This window comes from Salinicola sp. (assembly GCF_982684285.1).
Window position 1 is genome coordinate 1 of record NZ_CEXLVS010000049.1, and the last position, 20,328, is coordinate 20,328.

The 20,328-nt window shown below is 65.5% G+C and carries 20 protein-coding genes; 7 read left to right on the plus strand and 13 right to left on the minus strand.

Going from position 1 to position 20,328, the window contains the following annotated elements; all coding sequences use genetic code 11:
• From AC3AYF_RS06380 to AC3AYF_RS06395, 4 genes are all read right to left on the minus strand, one after another.
• A partial coding sequence (locus AC3AYF_RS06380) for a TRAP transporter substrate-binding protein (RefSeq protein ID WP_487779522.1) occupies positions 1–1,004 on the minus strand: 1,004 nt, incomplete at its 3' end.
• Positions 1,005–1,085: 81 nt separating this feature from the next.
• Positions 1,086–2,096 (minus strand): transketolase family protein, encoded by a 1,011-nt coding sequence (locus tag AC3AYF_RS06385; RefSeq protein WP_295040657.1) that lies wholly within the window; start codon positions 2,094–2,096, stop codon positions 1,086–1,088.
• Positions 2,093–2,983, minus strand: a complete 891-nt coding sequence (locus tag AC3AYF_RS06390; RefSeq protein ID WP_295040658.1) for a transketolase — start codon at positions 2,981–2,983, stop codon at positions 2,093–2,095. The genes AC3AYF_RS06385 and AC3AYF_RS06390 overlap by 4 nt, the downstream gene beginning before the upstream one ends.
• Before the next feature lie 358 nt (positions 2,984–3,341).
• On the minus strand, positions 3,342–4,433 hold the full coding sequence (locus AC3AYF_RS06395; RefSeq protein WP_295040660.1) for a CobW family GTP-binding protein: 1,092 nt from the start codon (positions 4,431–4,433) through the stop codon (positions 3,342–3,344).
• Positions 4,434–4,687: 254 nt separating this feature from the next.
• Between AC3AYF_RS06395 and AC3AYF_RS06400 the strand changes: the two genes are divergently transcribed.
• Positions 4,688–5,872 carry an S-(hydroxymethyl)glutathione dehydrogenase/class III alcohol dehydrogenase gene (locus AC3AYF_RS06400; protein ID WP_295040662.1) on the plus strand — a complete coding sequence of 395 codons (1,185 nt, stop codon included), beginning with the start codon at positions 4,688–4,690 and terminating at the stop codon, positions 5,870–5,872.
• Positions 5,873–5,918: 46 nt separating this feature from the next.
• On the opposite strand, the gene putP is transcribed toward AC3AYF_RS06400, so the two are convergent.
• From putP to AC3AYF_RS06415, 3 genes are all read right to left on the minus strand, one after another.
• Positions 5,919–7,430: a sodium/proline symporter PutP gene (gene putP / locus AC3AYF_RS06405; RefSeq protein ID WP_487779523.1), complete on the minus strand. Its 1,512-nt coding sequence runs from the start codon at positions 7,428–7,430 to the stop codon at positions 5,919–5,921.
• 84 nt (positions 7,431–7,514) lie between these two features.
• Complete coding sequence (locus AC3AYF_RS06410; protein WP_295038792.1) at positions 7,515–8,318, minus strand: pyrroline-5-carboxylate reductase family protein; 804 nt, start codon at positions 8,316–8,318, stop codon at positions 7,515–7,517.
• A complete protein-coding gene (locus tag AC3AYF_RS06415) occupies positions 8,281–8,967 on the minus strand; it encodes a TetR/AcrR family transcriptional regulator (protein WP_295038790.1) in 687 nt (228 codons plus the stop codon). Before AC3AYF_RS06415 ends, AC3AYF_RS06410 begins: the two co-directional genes overlap by 38 nt.
• A gap of 145 nt (positions 8,968–9,112) precedes the next feature.
• Here AC3AYF_RS06415 and AC3AYF_RS06420 point away from each other — a divergent pair, with 145 nt between their 5' ends.
• Both AC3AYF_RS06420 and AC3AYF_RS06425 read left to right on the plus strand, forming a co-directional pair.
• The gene (locus AC3AYF_RS06420; RefSeq protein WP_295038788.1) at positions 9,113–11,155 is read left to right on the plus strand and encodes an NADH:flavin oxidoreductase; all 2,043 of its coding nucleotides are present in this window, start codon (positions 9,113–9,115) and stop codon (positions 11,153–11,155) included.
• Positions 11,156–11,269: 114 nt separating this feature from the next.
• Entirely contained in the window at positions 11,270–12,514 is a 1,245-nt protein-coding gene (locus AC3AYF_RS06425; protein WP_487779524.1) for an aromatic ring-hydroxylating oxygenase subunit alpha, read from the plus strand.
• A 157-nt stretch (positions 12,515–12,671) separates the two neighbouring features.
• On the opposite strand, the gene AC3AYF_RS06430 is transcribed toward AC3AYF_RS06425, so the two are convergent.
• From AC3AYF_RS06430 to AC3AYF_RS06440, 3 genes are all read right to left on the minus strand, one after another.
• Positions 12,672–12,911, minus strand: a complete 240-nt coding sequence (locus AC3AYF_RS06430; RefSeq protein WP_295038785.1) for a hypothetical protein — start codon at positions 12,909–12,911, stop codon at positions 12,672–12,674.
• 243 nt (positions 12,912–13,154) lie between these two features.
• Positions 13,155–13,982: an anti-sigma factor family protein gene (locus AC3AYF_RS06435; RefSeq protein WP_295038783.1), complete on the minus strand. Its 828-nt coding sequence runs from the start codon at positions 13,980–13,982 to the stop codon at positions 13,155–13,157.
• The gene (locus AC3AYF_RS06440; RefSeq protein ID WP_295038781.1) at positions 13,979–14,500 is read right to left on the minus strand and encodes an RNA polymerase sigma factor; all 522 of its coding nucleotides are present in this window, start codon (positions 14,498–14,500) and stop codon (positions 13,979–13,981) included. The genes AC3AYF_RS06435 and AC3AYF_RS06440 overlap by 4 nt, the downstream gene beginning before the upstream one ends.
• A 200-nt stretch (positions 14,501–14,700) precedes the next feature.
• On the opposite strand from AC3AYF_RS06440, the gene AC3AYF_RS06445 reads away from it, so the two are divergent.
• Positions 14,701–15,774: a catalase family peroxidase gene (locus AC3AYF_RS06445; protein ID WP_295038779.1), complete on the plus strand. Its 1,074-nt coding sequence runs from the start codon at positions 14,701–14,703 to the stop codon at positions 15,772–15,774.
• Positions 15,771–16,319, plus strand: coding sequence for a cytochrome b (locus tag AC3AYF_RS06450; protein WP_295038777.1), 549 nt, complete (start codon positions 15,771–15,773; stop codon positions 16,317–16,319). The genes AC3AYF_RS06445 and AC3AYF_RS06450 overlap by 4 nt, the downstream gene beginning before the upstream one ends.
• A 198-nt stretch (positions 16,320–16,517) precedes the next feature.
• Here AC3AYF_RS06450 and AC3AYF_RS06455 read toward each other — a convergent pair whose 3' ends face one another.
• Together AC3AYF_RS06455 and AC3AYF_RS06460 are read right to left on the minus strand one after the other, a co-directional pair.
• On the minus strand, positions 16,518–16,880 hold the full coding sequence (locus AC3AYF_RS06455) for a hypothetical protein (RefSeq protein ID WP_295038776.1): 363 nt from the start codon (positions 16,878–16,880) through the stop codon (positions 16,518–16,520).
• A 165-nt stretch (positions 16,881–17,045) separates the two neighbouring features.
• Positions 17,046–17,981 (minus strand): oxidoreductase, encoded by a 936-nt coding sequence (locus AC3AYF_RS06460; protein WP_295038775.1) that lies wholly within the window; start codon positions 17,979–17,981, stop codon positions 17,046–17,048.
• A gap of 103 nt (positions 17,982–18,084) precedes the next feature.
• Here AC3AYF_RS06460 and AC3AYF_RS06465 point away from each other — a divergent pair, with 103 nt between their 5' ends.
• Complete coding sequence (locus AC3AYF_RS06465; protein ID WP_295038773.1) at positions 18,085–18,654, plus strand: HdeD family acid-resistance protein; 570 nt, start codon at positions 18,085–18,087, stop codon at positions 18,652–18,654.
• Between the two features lie 46 nt (positions 18,655–18,700).
• Here AC3AYF_RS06465 and mltA read toward each other — a convergent pair whose 3' ends face one another.
• Positions 18,701–19,825: a murein transglycosylase A gene (gene mltA / locus AC3AYF_RS06470; protein WP_487779525.1), complete on the minus strand. Its 1,125-nt coding sequence runs from the start codon at positions 19,823–19,825 to the stop codon at positions 18,701–18,703.
• 201 nt (positions 19,826–20,026) lie between these two features.
• On the opposite strand from mltA, the gene pdxY reads away from it, so the two are divergent.
• A partial coding sequence (gene pdxY, locus AC3AYF_RS06475) for a pyridoxal kinase (protein WP_487779526.1) occupies positions 20,027–20,328 on the plus strand: 302 nt, incomplete at its 3' end.

A 20,328-nucleotide genomic window follows, 5' to 3' on the forward strand; every position in this document is an offset into this window, starting at 1 on the left:
TGCGCGGCTTCGACGACCATGTCGACCATCTTCGGGTACTTCTGCCGCCAGGCATCGTAGACGCCGCGCGTGGCCTCGATGAAAGGCGCCTGATCCACCTCGTTGAACGCCACCCCCGCCTGCTCAATCTTCGCGCGCAGTTCCTTGTCGGCCGCCAGCGAAGCCTGCCGGATGTATATTCCGGCTTCGATGGCGGCATTCTGGATGACCTGCTGTTCATCGGGGGAGAGACCGTCCCAGACGATCTTGCTCATCAGCAGCGGCGTGGACTCGTACTTGTGGCCGGTGAGGGAGATGTACTTCTGCACTTCATAGAGCTTCGACGAATAGATGTTCATCAGCGGGTTCTCCTGGCCATCCACCACGCCCTGCTGCAGCGCGATATAGAGCTCGGAGAAGTTCATCGGGGTTGGCGTCGCCCCCAGCGCGTCGAAGATATCGACGGTCATCTCGTCCGGCGGCGTGCGGATCTTCAGCCCTTTCAGGTCGGCGGGCTTCTCGATCGGGCGGACGTTGTTGCTGACGTGACGGATGCCGTTGTCCCACATCGCCAGCAGGACCAGCCCCTGCTCCTGCGCCAAGCGCTTGAGTTCGTCGCCGACCTCGCCATCCATCACCTTCCAGGCGGTGGGCAACGAATCGAACAGAAACGGCAGCCCCAGCACGGAGAACTGCGGGACAATGCTCGCCACCGGGCCCTGGCTGTTGGCGCTGAACGCCAGGCTGCCCATGCGCATCAGGGTCAGTGCTTCCATGTCGTCGCCGTACTGGGCGTTGCCGCCCACGTCGACGTGGATCTCGCCGTTGGTGCCCTCCTCGACGAGCTTGGCGAAGCGCTCGGAGGCTTCCCATTTGGGGTTGCCCTCGGCGGCGTTGTGGGCCAGTTGCAGGGTCTGCGCTGCCAGCGCCGGCGTGGTGGCGGCGAGGGCGGCAGCCAGGGCCGTGGCGTTTGGAATCGCTCTCAGGGTCGCTGTCGGGATCGCTTTCAGAATCGCTTTAATCATTGTCGTTGCGCTCATGGTTGCTGACGGGACGTGGAGTTGCTGACGGGACGTGGTGAAGTCCTCGCTGTGGCGCGTTTCGGCTCAGCTGGCGTGCGTGAGCGAGATCCGGGACGCCAGGGTCTTCACCATTGCCTGGGTCGAGATGCCATAGCGGTCATGCAAAGTGGGCAGTGCACCGGCGTCGAGAAAGGCGTCCGGCAGCCCGATCTGGTGGAACTCCGGATGTACGCCGGCATTCATCAATAGTGCGGCCACGCTCTCGCCCAGCCCGCCGATGACGGAGTGATTTTCCGCCACGTAGACGGGGCGCTGGGGATGACGCTGGATCTCCTCGAGAATCGTCTGCGCATCCAGCGGCTTGATGGTGGGCGAGTGAAGCACACCCACGTGCATGCCGCGCTCGGCGAGGAGATCGGCCGCTTCGATGGCACGCATGGTCATCAGCCCGGAGGAGATGATCAGGGCATCCTCGCCCTCCATGAGTCTGCGCGCCCTGCCGATCTCGAAGCGGTAGTCCGGGAACCGATCGAGCACGCGGGGCACCTTGCCGCGCAGAAGCCGCAGGTAGACTGGCCCATCGTGAGCGACCATGGCGTGGGTGGCCTGCTCGATATCCACCGCATCACAGGGATCGACGATGGTGAGGTTCGGCATGCCGCGGAATATCGCCATGTCCTCGGTCGCCTGGTGGCTCGGCCCGTAACCGGTGGTGAGGCCGGGCAGCGCGCAGACGATCTTGACGTTGAGTCTCTCCTCGGCGATCGCCATGCAGATGAAGTCGTAGGCCCGGCGCGATGCGAACACGCCATAGGTGGTCACGAACGGTATGAAACCCTCGCGTGCCATGCCGGCACCGGCACTCATCAGCAACTGCTCGGCCATCCCCATCTGATAGTGGCGCTCGGGATAGGCCTGGGCGAAGACATGCAGATCGGTGTACTTGCCCAGATCCGCGGTCATGCCGACGATACGCTCGTCGGCCGCGGCCGCCTCGACCAGGGCATGACCGAAAGGCGCCGAGGTGGTCGGCTGACCTTCCGCCGCCAGCGACGCGATCATCGCCGATGTCTTGAGTCGCGGTTGAGTCGTCATGAGTGCTCGCTCCCTGCGGCGTCGGATGGATTGGCGTAGGTATCGTCGAGTTGCTTCAGGGCAACGCGCCATTCGTCTTCGTCGACGCGTATGAAGTGGGTCTTGTCGCGGTTCTCGAGCAGCGGCACGCCGCGGCCCATCAGGGTGTCGCAGATGATGACGCAGGGTTTGCCGTCGGCGCTGTCCAGTGCGGTATCGAAGGCATCGACCAGCGCGGCGATGTCGTTGCCGTCCACCCGCAGCGCAGTCCAGCCGAAGGCGATCCACTTGTCGGCGATGGGTTCGTAGCCGAGCACGCTCGACGACTTGTCGTCGGCCTGCTGATCGTTGACATCGACGATGGCGACCAGGTTGTCGAGCTTCCAGTGGGCGGCCGAGGCCGCGGCCTCCCAGGTCGAGCCCTCGTTGAGCTCGCCGTCGGAGAGCAGGTTGAAGATGCGCGAACGGCTCCGCTTGCGCTTCAGGCCGAGCGCCATGCCGACACCGATCCCCAGCCCGTGGCCCAGGGATCCGCCGGTAATCTCCATGCCGGGGGTATAGGCCGCCATGCCGGACATCGGCAGCAAGCTGTCGTCGCTGCCGTAGTTTTCGATTTCGCTCTCGCTGATGACACCCGCCTCGATCAACGCGGCATAGAGGGCGATGGCGTAGTGACCGATCGACAGCAGGAAGCGATCGCGCTCTTCCCACTGGGGGTCGTCGGCGCGCAGATTCATGGCACGGAAGTAGGCGACCGCAAGGACGTCGGCGATGCCCAGGGCCTGTCCCACGTAACCCTGGCCCTGCACTTCCCCCATGAGCAGTGCATGGCGACGGATCCGATAGGCGTGTCGCCGAAGGGCGGTGATATCGGCGGGGGCGATCACGCGGGGGGTAGCCGGTTGCATAGACAGTGTTCCGTTAATTGGTTGACCAATTAACGGTAATGAGAGCATGAAGGGAAAAGAAGACCGACTTTGGTCGCAGAAACGCAATCACAGAGCGCTAGCCACTCGACTTACCCAAGATCGAAATAGGAGAAAAACTTGTCTAATGGCTGAAAAATACGCTTTCTATCAAGAGATTATGGAGGCGGTGGGAATCGCCTGGCATGCCACGGGAAGCTCGTGTCGGGGGCTGATCTGAATAACCGAACGCGGCAAGGTTGAGACTAATGGTTAACCATTTTCCTGGGTATTGGCTGGCGACATGCGTGAGACGAGAACACCTCCGGCATCGAGACGATATCGATACCGCGAGGCGTCTTTAGCTCACCGCCACCAGCACGCTCTCCAGCGATTCGCGGGGGATATCGCGGGTGATGAACACCAGCTGCGAGCGGCGATCTTCGTCGGGCCAGGCGTCGAGCTCCACCGGCGGGTGGAAGATGTGCTGTACGCCGTGAATCACGGTGGGGCGCTCGCGCCCGGCGAGGTTGAGGATGCCCTTGATACGCAGCATGTTCTCGCCCATCAGTGCCGTCATCAGCTCGAGCCAGGCTTCGAAGCGGCCGAGTTCGATCGGGGCTTCCAGGGTGAAGCAGTGGGCGCGAATGCGGTCGTCGTGGCGGTTGGGATCGCGCGTGGGATCGGGCGAGTCGCTGCCTGCCGGCGTGAGCAGTGGCCCGGCACCCGCGGGGCCCGTGCTGAAGGCCAGCCCGGCCAGGCTCGGCGGCTGGGCGTAGGCGTCGATCCAGCGGGCGAGATCGGGGCGGGTGCCGTCTCCTCCCATCAGCCCCAGCCCGGTCAAGGCGGTGGCTTCGATCTCGCCCTGGACGATATGGCGCTGGCCGGCCTCCGGGTTGATCTCGGCCAGCCGCCGGGCGAGTGCCGCCAGCGCCTCGGCGGGCGCCAGATCGGCCTTGGTCAGCAGCAGGCGGTCGGCCACGGCGGCCTGCTTGATCGCTTCCGCGTGCTGGTCGAGAGTGGCGCCGCCGTGGACGGCATCGACGGTGGTGACGATGCCATCGAGCCGGTACTGGCCGACCAGCTTGGGTCCGGTCATCAGGGTGTGCAGGATCGGCGCCGGATCGGCCAGGCCGGTGGTCTCGATCACCACGCGGTCGAACTGGCGCCGGCCCTCCCGGGCATAGCGCCAGGGCGCATCGCGCAGCGTGCGGGCGAGGTCGCCGCGAATGGTGCAGCACAGGCAGCCGCTCTCCAGCGCCACCACCTCGGTCTCGTCGGTGGCGCTGAACAGGCGGTGATCGAGCCCGATCTCGCCGAACTCGTTGATGATCACCAGGGTGCGGTCCATGTCGGGCTGGCGAACCAGACGATTGAGCAGCGTGGTCTTGCCGCTGCCGAGAAAGCCGGTCAGCAGGGTGACGGGGATGGGGGTCGTCGCGGTCTTGGGCATGGCAGGCGGACCAGGGGTCAGGTGAGTGTCGTCGGTGGAAAGCTTTCTGTCGGAAACCGATAGTGCGTTTTAATTGTTATGTTATAACGTACCTTAAATCAGTCGTGTCGGTATCGTCACGAGTGTAGCGTGTCGGCCCGCCGGCGTGACGCCTTCAAGGTCACGACGCAAAGTCTCGACTCAACGTCGCTATTCAAAGTCACGACTCAGGGTCACCGCGACCTTGCCTCACTTTTCCGTTGTCGGAGGTCCTCATGAAAACGCGTGCCGCCATTGCCTGGGAGCCGAATCGCCCGCTGGAGATCGAAGAGATCGACCTCGAGGGGCCGAAGTCGGGCGAGGTGCTGGTTCGAATCGTCACTACCAGCCTCTGCCACACCGATATGTTCACGCTCTCGGGGCGCGATCCCGAAGGGCTATTCCCCTGCGTGCTGGGGCACGAGGGCGTGGGGATTGTCGAGGAGATCGGCAAGGGCGTGACCTCGGTCAAGCCGGGCGATCACATCATCCCGCTCTATACCCCGGAAGATCCCGACTGCCCCTACATCCAGTCCGGCAAGACCAACCTGTGCCAGACGATCCGCAAGACCCAGGGGCAGGGGTCGATGCCGGATGGCACCAGCCGCTTCTCCTACAAGGGCAAGATGCTGCGCCACTACATGGGCACCAGCACCTTCAGCGAGTACACCGTGCTGCCGGAGATCGCGGTGGCCAAGATCAACCCGGAGGCGCCGCTGTCCAAGGCGTGCGTGATGGGCTGCGCGGTGCCCACCGGTATCGGCGCGGTGCGCAACACCGCCAAGGTGCAGCCGGGGGATACCGTCGCCGTGTTCGGCCTCGGCGCGGTGGGCATGGCGGTGATCCAGGGTGCCAAGCTGCAGGGGGCGGGTCGGATCATCGGTATCGACGTCAACTCGGCCAAGTTCGCCCTGGCCGAGTCGCTGGGCGCCACCGAGTGCCTCGACCCGAACGAGCACCCCGAGCCGCTGCACGAGGTGGTCATCGACATGACCAACGGCGGCGTCGACTTCTCCTTCGAGTGTGTCGGCAACGTGCGCCTGATGCGCGCGGCGCTGGAGTGCTGCCACAAGGGCTGGGGCGAGAGCATCATCATCGGCGTCGCCGGCGCCGGCGAGGAGATCGCCACGCGGCCGTTCCAACTGGTCACCGGGCGGGTCTGGCGCGGCAGCGCCTTCGGTGGCGTGCTGGGGCGTTCGGAGCTGCCGGGCATGGTCGACGAGTGGCTCTCGGGGCGCTTCGATGTCGACCCCTACATCACCCACAACATGACGCACGATCGCATCAATACGGCGTTCGACCTGCTCCATCGCGGCGAGGCGATCCGTTCGGTGATCCACTACCAGCCGCAGGAGACCATGACCGGGGATCTGCCCGGGGTGACCCTCGGCGACAACAAGAAGACCCCCGAGCCCGCCTGATCGCGATCGTCTTCGCTTAGTCCGAACTCGCAGCGACGCCAGCGCCTCAACGGGCAATGGCCGGCTCGGGTCGGGCCAGCTCCGCCTCCATCGTCTCGAACTGGCGCGCCACGGCGTCGTGGGGGGCCGCCGTGGCCAGCGAGACGACGACGATGGCGATCAGCGAGAACAGGAACCCGGGCAGGATCTCATAGAGATCGAAGAGGCCGCCGTCGAGCGCCGACCACACGATCACGGTCACCCCACCGACGATGATTCCGGCCAGCGCGCCCCACTGATTCATGCGCTTCCAGTAGAGCGCCAGCAGCAGCGTGGGGCCGAAGCTGGCACCGAATCCGGCCCAGGCGTAGGAGACCAGTCCCAGCACGTTGGAGTCGGGGGCGAGTGCCAGCAGCAGGGCGATGACGGAAACGCCGAGCACGGCGAGCCGTCCGACCCGCAGCAGTTCGCGCTGCGAGGAATGCTGGCGGAACATCGCCTTGTAGAGATCGTCGGCGATGGTCGAGGAGCAGATCAGCAACTGGGAGTCCGCGGTGGACATCACTGCGGCGAGAATGGCGGTCAGCAGCACGCCGGCGACCACCGGATTGAAGAGGATGTCGACCATGAACATGAAAATACGCTCCTGGTCGTCGAGCCCGGCGGGGAAGAAACCGTGCCCGAGCACGCCGATCGCCAGCGCACAGGCCAGGCCGATTCCGGTCCAGCTCACCGAGAGCAGACGGGCCCGGGGGATGTGGCGATGGTCGTCGATGCCGGCGAAACGCGCCAGCGAGTGCGGCTGGCCGAAGTAGCCGAGGCCCCAGGCCAGCGAGCTGGCGACGACGATCCAGCCCAGCGTCTCGCCGCTGGCGGCGTCGGTGAACCAGCGCAACAGCATCGGCGAGGTCTCACGCACCGACTCGAGCGAGGCAGTGACGCCACCGAGTTCCATTACCGCCGCCACCGGCACCGCGACCAGCGCCAGCAGCATCATGATGCCCTGCAGCACATCGGTCCAGGAGACCGCCAGGTAGCCGCCGAAGAAGGTGTAGGAGACGATCGCCAGCAGGCCGACCACCACCGCCAGCTCGTAGTTCATGCCGAACACGGTATTGAGCAGCTTGCCGCCGGCGACGAGCCCGGAGCTGGTGTAGAACAGGTAGAAGACGATGATGAAGATGGAGGCGACCAGACGCAGCCCGCCGGTGTGGCGCTGGAAGCGCTCGGCCAGGAACTCGGGGATGGTCAGGGCATCGTTGGCGACGAAACTGTAGACGCGGAGGCGCTGGGCGACCAGCAGCCAGTTGAGCAGCGAACCCGCGAGCAGCCCGGCGGCGATCCAGAACGCGGAGAGCCCGGACAGGTAAGCCGCACCCGGCATCGCCACCATCAGCCAGCCGGACATCTCCGAGGCGCCGGCCGAGATGGCGGTGGCGAACGGGCCCAGCGAGCGCCCGCCGAGCACATAGTCGGAGAAATCCGAAGAGCGCTTCCAGGCGGCGTAGCCGATGATCAGCATCACCAGAAAGTAGAGCACGAAGGTCGCGACGACGACCGCGTTATCGTTGTTCGTCATGCGGGGAACTCCTGTGTGGAGCGGCTCTTGGCGTCTTTGTTCGACTGTCACCGTCGCCGCCTGGATTATCGTTCTTTCTGTGCGCTACCCACTCGAAGGACGGCCCTCGAGCGCGCCGCGATGGGCCGCACCGACACCCTCTTTCACCGCGTCGCGGAAACCGTGGTCGACCATGGACTCCAGCCCCAGCGTGGTGACGCCGCCGTAGGCGAGAAAACGGTCGACGATCGCGCCGGGGCCGGTATCGGTCTGGCGGATCAGCGCCAGGCTACCCGCCAGGCTCTCGACCACGGCACGCCGCGCCAGCGCCTCGGGCAGCCCCTGATCCAGGGCGTGCTCGATCAGGCTGGCCGCCAGCAGGGCGGGAAAGGCGGGGCCGCTGCCGGTGAGCGCGGTCAGGTAGTCGAGCTGGTGCTCGTCGCCGACCTCGTCGACGGGGCCGCAGGCGGCGAGCAGGTCGCCGACCAGACACCGCTCGTCGGCATTCACCGCCGTGTCGGCCACCCATGGTGTATAGGAGCGGCCGATCTCGGCGGCGGCATTGGGCATGGCGCGAACCAGGCGCGTGGCACCGGTGGCGCGGGCGAGCTCGGCGAGCGACACCTGCGCCATCAGCGAGATCACCAGGTGGGATTCGAGAGAGAGCGTCAGCGTGGCGAACTGCGCCGGGCGCAACGCGAGGACGACGATATCGGCGCGGTCGAGCAACGCCTCGGGGCTCTCGATGCGGACGACATCGGGCCAGTCGGCGTAGCGGTCGCCATGGCGGCTGGGGGTGACCGCCAGCCGATCCGGGGAGAGCAGGCCGCGCGTCAGCAGGGCACGCCCGAACGCGCCGCCCAGCCAGCCGTTACCGCCCAGGATGCCGAGCGTCGGTCGGTGAGCCATCGGCTACCTCCTGTCGTGCGGCGGCGAGTTCCTCGGCGGGAAACCGCGTGCGGTGGCGGGCGGCGAAACGGGCCAGATCGCTCTCGGTGCAGGGCTGGCCGGTGAAGATGCGAACGTACTCGGCGACGCGGCCGATGCGGGTGTCCTTGCTCTCCTGTACGTGCATGGAGATGTAACCGATCTGGAGCAGGTAGACGGTCCTTGCGCGGGTGTCCGCCTCCAGCGCGGGGTAGCCGAAGCGCGAGAACATCGCCTGGATCGCGGCCAGACGCTCGGCATCGGCGCGCTGCACGCGCTCGGCCACCGCCGGATCCTGCAGGCTCCAGCTGCGCACGGCGTATTCGAATTCGGAATCGAACACCGCGGGATCGAACCAGCAGTCGAACACGTTGAGCGTGGCCTCGACGATCGAGGCGGCGTAGCGCTCGCTCTGGTCGATGACGGCCCGGGTGTTCTGGCTTTCCCAGCGCGCCAGCAGCGCCGACAGGATCTCCTCGCGATCCTTGAACAGCCAGTAGAAGCTGGTGCGCGAGGTGTTCAGCTTCCTGGCCAGCGGTACGATCTTGACCGCGCCGACGCCGGCATTGACGAGCAGCTCGTAGGCCGCATCGATCCAGGCTCTCTGGTTGTTGGCGAGATCGTCTTTCACGTCGGATCCTTGTTGGCGGTGGGCAGGACAGCGAGGTTAACAGAGCCCTTAGACCTTTTGTGTACACCATTGTCGTGCCAATTGACACTGGTGTACAGCGAGCGCTAGCGTGATGTCAACCCCACAACAACAAGGGTGCCCGACCGTGAAGAACGATCCGCTGCTGCAGCCGCTGACGCTCAAGAACCTGACGCTCAAGAACCGCGTCATGCTGACCTCCCACGAGCCCGCCTATCCCGAGGACGGCATGCCCAAGGCGCTCTACCGGGCCTATCACGTCGAGCGCGCCAAGGCCGGCGTGGCGCTGACCATGACCGCCGGCTCCGCGGCGGTATCGCGGGACAGCCCGCCGGTGTTCAACAACATCCTCGCCTACCAGGACGAGGTGGTGCCGTGGATGCGTGAGCTGACCGACGCCTGCCACGAGCACGGCACGGCGGTGATGATCCAGTTGACGCATCTGGGCCGGCGCACGCGCTGGGACAAGGGGGACTGGCTGCCGGTGGTATCGGCCTCAAACCGCCGCGAGGCGTCCCATCGCGCCTATCCCAAGAAGGCCGAGATCTGGGATATCGAGCGCCTGATCCGCGACTACGCCGACGCCGCCGAGCGGATGCGCGCCGCGGGGCTGGACGGCCTCGAGATCCAGGCCTACGGCCACCTGATGGATCAGTTCTGGTCGCCGCTGACCAACGAACTCGAGGGTCCCTACGGCGGCAGTCTGGACAATCGTCTGCGCTTCACCTTCGAGGTGCTCGACGCGATCCGCCGGCGTGTCGGCGAGGATTTCCTGCTCGGCGTGCGTTACACCGGCGACGAGTGCCTGCCCGGCGGTTTCGACGCCCGCGACGGCATGGAGATTTCGAAGCGGCTCAAGCGAAGCGGGCTGGTCGACTTCCTCAACGTGGTCAAGGGGCACATCGATACCGACCCGGGACTCACCGATGTCATCCCCATCCAGGGCATGCCCAGCGCGCCGCATCTCGACTTCGCCGGCGACATCAAGCGCGAGGTGGATTTTCCCACCTTCCACGGTGCCAAGATCCAGGACGTCGCCACCGCGCGCCATGCCATCGCTTCCGGCAAGGTGGACATGATCGGCATGACCCGCGCGCACATGGCCGACCCGCACCTGATGCGCAAGGTGATCGAGGGGCGCGAGGAGGAGATCCGGCCCTGCGTCGGCGCCAACTACTGCCTCGACCGCATCTACCAGGGCGGTGCGGCCTACTGCATCCACAATCCGGCCACCGGCCGCGAGACGACCATGCCGCATACCATCGCGCCGGCCGAGACCAGGCGTAAGGTCGTGGTGGTGGGAACCGGCCCCGGGGGGATGGAAGCGGCCCGGGTCGCCGCCGAGCGCGGCCACGAAGTGGTGGTGTTCGAAGCGGCCGACGCCCCGGGCGGGCAGGTCCGGCTCACCGCCCAGAGCGAGCGCCGGCGCGAGATGATGGGCATCATCGACTGGCGTTACGAGCGCTGCCAGGCGCTGGGCGTCACCTTCCACTTCAACGTCTTCGCCGAGCAGGAGGAAGTGGTGGCGGAGTCGCCGGACGTGGTCATCGTCGCCACCGGCGGCCTGCCCAACGAGGAAGCGCTGGCGCAGGGCAACGAACTGGCGGTGACCGGCTGGGACATCCTCTCGGGGCATGCCAAGCCGGGACGCAACGTGCTGGTCTACGACGACGCCGGCGACCATACCGCGCTGCAGGCGGCCGAGGTCATCGCCAGGAGCGGGGCTCGGGTCGAGTACATGACCGCGGATCGCGCGCTGGCGCCCGAGGTGATGGCGATGAACCTGGTGCCCTACATGCGCACGCTGCAGGTGCTCGACACCACCTTCACGCCGACCTTCCGCCTGGTCGCGCTGCGGCGCGAGGGCGACGAGCTGGTGGCGTCGGTGGAGAGCGACTATACCCGCGTCGGCAAGGAGCGCCGCGTCGACCAGGTGGTGGTCAACTTCGGCACCCTGCCCATGGACGATCTCTACGAGTCGCTCAAGCCGCTGTCGAACAACCAGGGCATGGTCGACTACGACAAGCTGATCGTCGGCGATCCGCAACCGATCGTCGCGTCGGACGACACCGGGGCGGGCTTCCAGCTGTTCCGGATCGGCGATGCGATCTCGCACCGCAATACCCACGCCGCGATCTATGACGCCCTGCGTCTGGTCAAGGATCTGTGAGCACCGCCGGCGTCGCCGGCCAGGGTGGCTGCTGCAGTCGCGACTCGAGGTTCAGGGTACCTGCACCATGCCTACGTCAGGGGCTCGACGGAGCCAACACGAGGGTCTTCCACAATGCCAATATCGACTTCCGAACTAGACGACCTGCTGGCTCGCCGCCGCTCCGGCTACTCGCTGGCGCAACCTTTCTACACCGACGAGGATTTTTTCCGGATCGATCTGGAGCGCCTATTCCTTCGACACTGGCTCTACGCGATCCCAGCCTGCCAGTTGGCCAAACCGGGCAGCTATGTCAGCCAGTGGGTCGGCAACGCCGGTGTGCTGATCGTGCGCGGCCAGGATGGCGCCATCCGTGCGTTCCACAACAGTTGTCGTCATCGCGGCTCGGTGCTCTGCAAGGCGGGCGAGGGCCACGTGGCCAAGCTCGTCTGCCCCTACCACCAGTGGACCTACGAACTCGACGGCAGGCTGCTCTGGGCCCGTGACATGGGGCCCGACTTCGATCCGGCCTCGCATGGTCTCAAGCCTGTCCACTGCCGTGAGCTGTGCGGGCTGATCTATGTCTGCCTGGCGGACGAGGCGCCGGACTTCGACGCCTTCGCCTCGCTGGCGGCTCCCTACCTGCAGGTTCACGATCTCGATCAGGCCAAGGTGGCCCACGTCTCGACCATCGTCGAGAAGGCCAATTGGAAGCTGGTGTGGGAGAACAATCGCGAGTGTTATCACTGTGACGGCAACCACCCGTCGCTGTGCCACTCCTTCTCTCCCGATCCCGATATTGCCGGCGTGCGGCCGGACGGCACGATCCCCGAGCGGCTCATGGCCCACTTCGAGCGCTGCGAGGCCGCGGGCTCGCCATCGCGGTTTCGCATCGCCGACAGTGGCCAGTATCGGCTGGCGCGGATGCCGCTGCAGGCGGGCGCGGTGAGCTACACCCTCGATGGCAGGCCGGCGGTGGCGCACTCGCTCGGCCGGGTGAGTCCCGCCGACGCGGGTACGCTGATGAAATTCCACTACCCTTCGACGTGGTCGCACTTCCTGCCCGATCAGTCGATGACGTTCCGGATCAACCCGATCAGTGCCACCGAGACCGAAGTCACCACTACCTGGCTGGTTCACAAGGATGCCGTGGAGGGCGTCGATTACGATCTCGACCGGCTGACCGAAGTCTGGATCCACACCAACGACGAGGACCGCGAAGTCGTGGAGAACAACCAGCAGGGCATCCAGTCCCTGGGCTACGAGCCCGGACCCTACTCCATGGCCCAGGAAAGCGGCGTCGCCCAGTTCGTCGACTGGTATTGCGAGACGCTGGAAACCCAGGCACGTCGTCCCCGGTTGAAGGCGGTGGAGACATGACCGGGATCCGCCTTGCCGCCATCATGGCGTCCTCGGCGTAGAGCGCCAGCAGGCTATCCGGCGCGGGTAGCGAGACGGCCTCGACCCAGCGCTGCGGCGTCCGCGTCGCTGCCGCCAGGCAGTATCGGGGTCGTTGATCGCGCCCGGGTTCGTCATGTCAGCGGGCCTCCTGGCGGAAGAGCTCGGCGGCCGCCTGCTGAAACCACGCGATGGCGGCCTGATGATGCCGGCGACCGTAGATGGCAATCAGCCGCTGGGTGCTGTAGTCGCTGGCGTCATCGAGAGCACGCAGGCGTTGGGCGATATAGGCCTGTGTCAGTGCGATGCCGCATTCGACAGTAATGCAGTGGCGCCACTCGGCGTAGTTGGTGGGCAAGTGCGGAACTGGCAGGACCATGAAATGAACTCGTTTGATAATTAAATAATGTTATAACATAACAATAATGGCCAGGATCAACCGATTCTCTGTTCCTCTGCGAGTGACTTCTGGCACTGCGCTCTTTACTCGGCCGACCACGCCGCCGGTCGACCCGGAAGAGAGCTCTGCTGCCGCCGATCTTCTCTCCAGATCCAGGCTGCCTGGCAGCGTTGGGGTGCCGCCGGTCCATCGAACCGGCGGGTGTCACGGGAACGGCACGACTCAACTCTTCCGCAGCATCTGCTCCAGCATGGCGGCGTTGGGGTCGTCCGGCCGGCTGACGACGGCATAGTTGTAGTTGCCCTTGGACCAGTACTGCGCCATGAGCTGACCGTCGACTCGCTTGCCCGGTTCCAGCATGTGATGGCCCGCCCCCGGCGGGCGGATATACATCATCATCTGGCGCCCGGTCCGATCGCGATAGACCACCATGGCGGCAGGCCCTTGATCGGTGGCCAGCAGCCGGGCGTCGGTCATCTCCAGGCCGGCGGCGCTGAGATCCGGGGGCATGATCCCGTCACTGAAATGGGCCTGAAACAGCTTGACGATCTTCTCGCGACTATTGGCGCCCGGTTCGGGGACGGCGGTATCGCTGACGCCGACAACGCTGTTCCCGTCGATGGCCGTGTTTCCATCGATAGCCGTGTTCCCGTCGAACGAGACGTCAGCGGTGAACAGGCGGTAGGCCTGGACCGCATCCGCCATCGGTGGTGGCGAGTCCGGAGTCGTCATGTCACGCACCGTCCAGCCACCGGTCAGGCCGATGCCCAGGGTCATCACCAGCATGGCGGCCGTGGCCAGCCAGCGCCGTTGCCCGGCCCGCTGGCGACGCCGGATCGCGGCCGGATCGAGCGAGGCATTGGCCGGCCACTGTTCGGGATTGGCGTACCGCGCGCGCAAGTGTTGGCTGTCCCTGCGCCACGCCTCGAGTTCCGCCGCCCGTTCCGGGTTGGCCTGGAGCCAGGTTGCCACCCACTGCCGACGCTCGGCGTCCAACTGATCGTCGAGATAGGCGTGCAGGTCCTGTTCGGTAGGTCGATTCGGATTCATTTGAGCCTCCTGAGTGACGGTGCCGGACGCTTCTCGCGCGGTTCTCCCTCATCCAGCTCGCGCAGGGATCGACGCGCCCTGGAGAGTCGCGACATCACCGTACCCATCGGAATGTCCAGGGTTTCGCTCACCTCGCGGTAGCTCAGCCCCTCCACCGAGACGAGCATGAGCAGGGCGCGATGCTCGGGAGGCAGTCGATCGAACGCCTCCCAGGTGGCATTGGCCACGACGATATCTTCCGCCGAGGCGCTGGTCTGGGGCTCGCCGGTGAACAGCTGCATGAGCCGCGCGTAGCGACCGGCGCGACGGCGACCGTCGATGAACTGACGGTACAGGATCGAGAACAGCCAGGCGCGCAGGTCGCCATCGGCGCGGCGGCGCTGCCAGTGGCTGATGGCCTTTTCCAGCGTCGACTGCACCAGATCATCGGCATCGCTGGGATTCTGGGTCAGCGATACGGCGAAGCGCCGCAAACGGGGCAGTAGTTCACGCAGTTGATCGTCATCGGGTGGATTCATGGAGGTTCCAGCGTATCGAAGGAAGTCGCTGTAGGACGAACCGACGGCAATTCTATTCCCTTTCATCGTCAAGGGAATCGCCAATCTCCCGGCGCCGGGATTCAGGCACGCATGAAGACCGGGAAAAACGAGGACTGGGAATAAAGCGTCGGCAGCGGCGTCCTACTCGCTCCACTCAGGCAACGTTGCCCGGAGCAGACATGACCCAGAACGCCTCACCGCCGCCGAAACTGATATTGAGGTTCACGATCATCGGCCTCGTCATCGCCATTCTGGCGACGGCCTTCGCCTACGTGGGCGGTTGGCTGGACCCCGGCCGGCTGACCCCGGATCGGATGATCAATACGCTGGAGGACAACGCCGGCGTTCACGAAGGCTACCGCCGCAATCACGCCAAGGGGTACTGCGTGGTGGGCAGCTTCGAGAGCAACGGCAACGCGGAGAGCCTGTCCCGCGCCACGGTTTTCGAGACGGGACGCGTCAGCCCGCTCATCGGCCGCCTAGCGATCCCCGGGGGAGACCCGCACGCCAATGATGGCATGCCGCCGATACGCAGTTTCGCGCTGCAGTTCCAGCTGCCGAACGACGAGCAGTGGCGAACCGCGATGAACGCGATGCCGGTATTCCCGGTATCGACGCCACAGGCGTTCTGGGAACTGTTGCAAGCCTCACAGCCGGATCCGCAAACCGGCAAGCCGGACCCCGCGAAAATGGCGGCCTTCTTTGCCGACCATCCGGAAACCAAGCCATTCCTGGCATGGGTGAAAACCGCCCGGCGCTCCTCGAGCTTCGTCAACGTCGAGTACAACAGCCTCGATGCCTTCCGCTTCATCGATGCCGGTGGGACGACCCACTTCGTACGCTGGGGGCTGGTGCCGGAAGCACCCTTCACCCCGATGACCGAGGCCCAGCAGCAGGATCCCGATTTTCTGTCCCGGGACTTGCGGGAACGCCTGGATAAGGGGTCCCAGCGCTGGCACCTGATCGTCACCGTTGCCAATCCCGGTGACCCCACCGACGATGCCACCCTGGCCTGGCCGGCGGATCGCCGCCAGATCGATGCCGGCATCGTCACCATCGAGCGTGCCCAGGATCAGGCCGACGGCCCCTGTCGGGATATCAACTACGACCCGCTGGTGCTGCCCGACGGTATCGCCGGCTCCGATGATCCGCTGCTGAGCGCGCGTTCAGCCGCCTATTCGGAATCCTACAACCGACGCACTCGCGAGGAGGCCGAATCGGCGACATCCTCGACCCAGGAGCCACGATCATGAATCCACGGACTGCCGCTACCTTTTCCCTCCCTGCCCGTCTGCTGCACTGGCTGATGGCGCTCATGATCCTGACGATGCTGTTTGTCGGCGTCGGCATGGTGGCCACGGTTTCCGAGCGCCACGTATGGCTCGTGCAACTGCATAAACCGCTGGGAATCGCGATTCTCGCGCTGGTCATCGTGCGTCTTCTGGTGCGCTGGCGATATGGCACCCCGGCGCTGCCCGCGGACCTCCCGCCCTGGCAGCGCGCCGCGGCCCATCTCTCTCACTGGGCGCTGTATGCATTGATGTTGGCGATGCCGCTGATCGGCTGGACCATGCTCTCGGCCGGCGGCTACCCGGTCACCCTCCTCGCCGGCGTCACGCTGCCGGACCTGGTGTCGCCATCTGCCACGCTCTACAGCGCGTTGCGCTTCGCCCATACCTGGCTGGCGCTGAGCCTGTTCGCGCTCATTCTCCTGCACCTGACGGCAGCGCTTTATCATGCCCTGATCCGTCGGGATGGCGTATTGGCCAGCATGACCAGAAGCCGCAAACAGCCCTGAACCACGGCACGCTTTTTCATGGGAAAGGCGATGGTATTGGACCTGAAGAAAGCGATCGGGAATGCACCATGTCGTGCCCGATCGCTTTCAACGTTTCCACTCCGAAATCAGGCGATGAACGTCAAAAAGCCGAGGTGATTGGCCTCGGCTTTGGCGTTATTGATCGCAAGTTGTCGGTCGCTTTCGATGCGTCGATGTTCAGGCGGGGTTGGTGCTGTAGAGCCGTTTGATGACGGCCATTTGCGCAGCACTCTGCCCCTCCGCAATCAAGCTCTGCTGCGCCCTGCCCAGCGCTTTCATGGTGGTCATGCCGGTGCGATTCTGTTCGGCACGCAGCGCATTGGCGCTGGCTTCACTGTGACCCGCGCCGATATCCAGGCGCCAGGGCCCGAACTGGTTGGCCGTCATCATGGCGGGCTGCAGGCTCAGCGGCTGGTGCAGTCGCTGCATGGCTTCCTGCTGGGCAACACTGTTATCGGCCTGGGCCAATAGCGGCATGAAGCCGGCAAGCGCGACGGCGGCGGCGACTCGGGCCAGGCGAGAAATTGTCTTGGTTTCCATCATCGACTCCTGTCATGAAATAGCTGCGACTCGAATGTGTGGTCGCTGTCGGCAGCGGGAGAATCCCTGTCACTGTCGGCTGCAGGTAAGACGAATGACGCAGCGAGCTATTCCTCGCGTTCGATGATGAAATTCGATGGTGACACCATTCCGCTGAGTGCGTCTTTAACCGTGTGATGACCACGCCGCTCCGGTCAATTCACACGACACTTTCCACAGCCGATCTTCCACCGCCCGGTCCCTGGCCGCGGCACTGCGATGGGCGCGCTTGGGCGCGCCGCGGGTCTCGCTGAAGCCATTGGGACCGAAGTAGTCGCCGGGGCGTACGTCGTCGGCGAGCGCGGCGTGGAGCGTGGGCCTGGCGCCCTGGTCGGCGGATTGGCTGACCAGCGGCATCACCAGCTTGAACGCTTGGCCGATCAGGGCGCGACTCTTCACCCCGGCATCGAACAGCGCCGTGCGGGAGAGCCCAGGATGGGCGGCAACGCTCAACAGCCCCCAGCCGTGCTGGTCGCTCCGTTGCTGCAGCGCCTGGGCAAACAGCAGCATGGCGAGCTTGGATTGTCGGTAGGCGCGCCAGGGATCGTAGTCGCGCTCTCCATTCAGATCGTCGAAATCGATCCTGCCGCTGCGGTGCGCCAGGCTCGAGAGCTGGACGACGCGAGCAGGCGCTGATTCGGAACCCGACGACGAGGCGGCGATCAGTTGCGGCAGCAGCAGGCTGGTGAGCAGAAAGTGGCCAAGGTAGTTGACCCCGAACTGGCGCTCGAAGCCGTCCTCGGTGCGCTGGCGCCGGGGCAGCGCCATGATGCCGGCGTTGTTGATCAGCCGGTGCAGCTCGGTTTCGCGCTCGCGCAGGCGCGCGGCGAACTGGCGCACCGACTCGAGACTATCGAGATCGAGCCACTCGAAGCGAACCTCTGCGCCGGGCTGATGGGCGCGCACCGCGTGGCAGGCGAGCTTGCCCTTGTCGGCATTGCGCCCGGCGACGATGACGCGATACCCGTTCGCTGCCAGGCCCTTGGCGGTCTCCAGCCCGAGTCCGGCGGTGGCGCCGGTGACGATGGCCAGCGGCGCTGCTGGCGGGACGGATTCGGTCATCGAAGTCACTCCCGTGAAGGTCTATGTTGAAGATCAGTATTGAGCGATAGATTCGGTGCAGCGTTCAGCTTTTCTCGAACAGGGATATCAATGGGAGTCGCCAATGGCAACGAGAAGTCTCATCGGACGTAGCTGGTGGATTCTGATGGCGTTCGGCGTCATCGCCATCGTATTCGGCCTGATCGCGGTGTTTCAGCCGCTGGCCGCCATCGCGGCGTTGACCTGGATCATGGGCATCATGGCGCTGGCGGAGGGCGTCTCCACGCTGTTCATGACGGCGACGGCCTATCGAGGCGCGGGCAAGGGCTGGCTGATCGGCTACGGCGCGTTGTCGATACTGTTCGGTCTGCTCGCGATCTTCGATCCGCTCTCCATGGCCAGCGCGCTGCTGGTGCTGGTCGGCATCTGGCTGATCATCGCCGGGGTCTATCGCCTGCTGCTGGGCCTGCGCATTCGCCGCCCCGTGCCCGGCCAGGGCTGGGCCGCGCCGGGGGAGGGCTGGACCGTTCTCAGTGGCGTGCTGGCGCTGCTGCTGGGCATCCTGCTCGTCGTCAGCCCGCTCAGCGGCCTGGTGGCCACCGCACTGTGGATCGGTATCGTCGCGCTGGTCTACGGCGTCATCCAGGTGATCGCGGCGCTGCGGGTGCGCAAGGCGTTCGCCGGCACTCGCTAGCGAGGGCAGCAATGTCCTCGAAGCGCCCAAGCGATTGGGCGCTCCCTCATTTGGGCATCAGCACCCACATCTCGCCCCGCTGCTTCATCCGGCTGGCGGCTTCTCCGGCGGCATCGCCGTGGCCCCAGTAGAAGTCCGCGCGTACCGCGCCCTTCACCGCGCTGCCGGTGTCCTGCGCCACCATCAGGCGCTGTAGCGGCCGGTTGGAGAGCGGCTGGGTGGTGGAGAGAAACACCGGCGCGCCGAGGGGAATCTCGTCCGGGTCCACCGCAATGCTGCGCTCGGAGGTGAGCGGCACCCCCAGCGCGCCCACCGGGCCGCTGGTATCGGCCAGCGCTTCGCTGCCCTTGAGCTCGCGGAAGAACACCATGCGCGGATTGACGTTGAGCATCTCCTCCACCTGGCCCGGGTGGCGGCGAGCCCAGTCCCGCACGCCGGGCAGCGTGGCCTGGGCGGGGGTGATTTCGCCGCGATCGATCAGGCGCTTGGCGAAGGAACGGAACGGCTGATTGTTGGTGCCGGCGTAGGCCACCCGCATGGTGGTGCCGTCGGTCATCTCGACGCGGCCGGAGCCCTGAATCTGCAGGTAGGCCGCCTCCACCGGATCGTCGACCCACACCAGCTCGGTGCCATCGAGATCGCCGCTGCGCATCAGTTCGGCGCGGGTCGGGCCGACATGGGTGTGTCGCTTCCAGTATTTCGGGTACTGGTAGAGCGGCGTCTGGTAGGGCCCGCCGCGCACGCGGGAGCCGCGCAGGATCGGTTCGTAGTAGCCGGTGATCAGGCCGGTGGCGCTACCGTCGCTGTTGGTCACGCGGTAAGGCACGAAACGGGACTCGAAGAAGTTCTGGATCGCCAGCGCGTTGAGCGGAGCGACCGACTGGGCATCGTGGCAGACGCTCTTCCACGTCGGCTTGCGCTCCAGCCGCTTGCAGCTCTCCCGGAACGCGCTCCATGCCGCCATCGGTTGATCCCGGTTCCACCCCGGCAGGTGGTGCCAGGTGGTCTTGCGTGCCGGCTGTTCGACCCGTGCCTCGGGACTTCCGCCCGGCGTGGGGGTCATGACCGGGCCGCTGGAACAGCCGGCCACCAGCAGGGCGAAGAGAAGAGAGGCCAGCAGCGAGGGGAAGCGGTGTGATGGGGCGCGCTGGCGCGAGGCGCTTGAAAGCATGCAGAGTCGATCCTTGAACACGATGCATTGAAAACGATGATCACGCAGAGGCGGTGAAAAAGCTGGAGCGAGCATATCGCCGCCGCTCGATGGCGTCGAGCGAGCTATCGACCAAAGAGAGACGCTGCAAGTTCCTCCGGCGGGGCATTACACTATGTCCTTTTACTACGCCCTTTGCGCTCCAAGCGGCAGGACCGTCTCATGACCCATGTCATCTCCATTCAGAGCCACGTCGCCTATGGCTACGTCGGCAACCGTGCCGCCGTGTTTCCGCTGCAGCGACTGGGGCTGGAAGTCACCGCCATCAACACCGTCCAGTTCTCCAACCACACCGGCTACGGTGCCTTCACCGGCGACGTCTTCACTCCGGACCATCTCAGGAACGTGCTGGACGGCGTCGAATCCCTGGTGGGGCTCGACGACGTCGATGCGCTGCTTTCCGGCTACATGGGCGACGAAGGCATCGGCCGCGCCGTGCTGGATAGCGTCGACCGCGTCAAGCA

Coding starts and splice junctions, on each gene's coding strand:
- AC3AYF_RS06400 (WP_295040662.1), top strand. CDS start 4,688: ATGAAAACGCGTGCCGCCATTGCCTGGGAGCCGAATCGCCCGCTGGAG.
- mltA (WP_487779525.1), bottom strand. CDS start 19,825: ATGCTTTCAAGCGCCTCGCGCCAGCGCGCCCCATCACACCGCTTCCCC.
- AC3AYF_RS06390 (WP_295040658.1), bottom strand. CDS start 2,983: ATGCAACCGGCTACCCCCCGCGTGATCGCCCCCGCCGATATCACCGCC.
- putP (WP_487779523.1), bottom strand. CDS start 7,430: ATGACGAACAACGATAACGCGGTCGTCGTCGCGACCTTCGTGCTCTAC.
- AC3AYF_RS06440 (WP_295038781.1), bottom strand. CDS start 14,500: ATGAATCCACCCGATGACGATCAACTGCGTGAACTACTGCCCCGTTTG.
- AC3AYF_RS06445 (WP_295038779.1), top strand. CDS start 14,701: ATGACCCAGAACGCCTCACCGCCGCCGAAACTGATATTGAGGTTCACG.
- AC3AYF_RS06395 (WP_295040660.1), bottom strand. CDS start 4,433: ATGCCCAAGACCGCGACGACCCCCATCCCCGTCACCCTGCTGACCGGC.
- AC3AYF_RS06435 (WP_295038783.1), bottom strand. CDS start 13,982: ATGAATCCGAATCGACCTACCGAACAGGACCTGCACGCCTATCTCGAC.
- AC3AYF_RS06410 (WP_295038792.1), bottom strand. CDS start 8,318: ATGGCTCACCGACCGACGCTCGGCATCCTGGGCGGTAACGGCTGGCTG.
- AC3AYF_RS06460 (WP_295038775.1), bottom strand. CDS start 17,981: ATGACCGAATCCGTCCCGCCAGCAGCGCCGCTGGCCATCGTCACCGGC.
- AC3AYF_RS06465 (WP_295038773.1), top strand. CDS start 18,085: ATGGCAACGAGAAGTCTCATCGGACGTAGCTGGTGGATTCTGATGGCG.
- AC3AYF_RS06455 (WP_295038776.1), bottom strand. CDS start 16,880: ATGGAAACCAAGACAATTTCTCGCCTGGCCCGAGTCGCCGCCGCCGTC.
- AC3AYF_RS06430 (WP_295038785.1), bottom strand. CDS start 12,911: ATGGTCCTGCCAGTTCCGCACTTGCCCACCAACTACGCCGAGTGGCGC.
- AC3AYF_RS06425 (WP_487779524.1), top strand. CDS start 11,270: ATGCCAATATCGACTTCCGAACTAGACGACCTGCTGGCTCGCCGCCGC.
- AC3AYF_RS06385 (WP_295040657.1), bottom strand. CDS start 2,096: ATGACGACTCAACCGCGACTCAAGACATCGGCGATGATCGCGTCGCTG.
- AC3AYF_RS06450 (WP_295038777.1), top strand. CDS start 15,771: ATGAATCCACGGACTGCCGCTACCTTTTCCCTCCCTGCCCGTCTGCTG.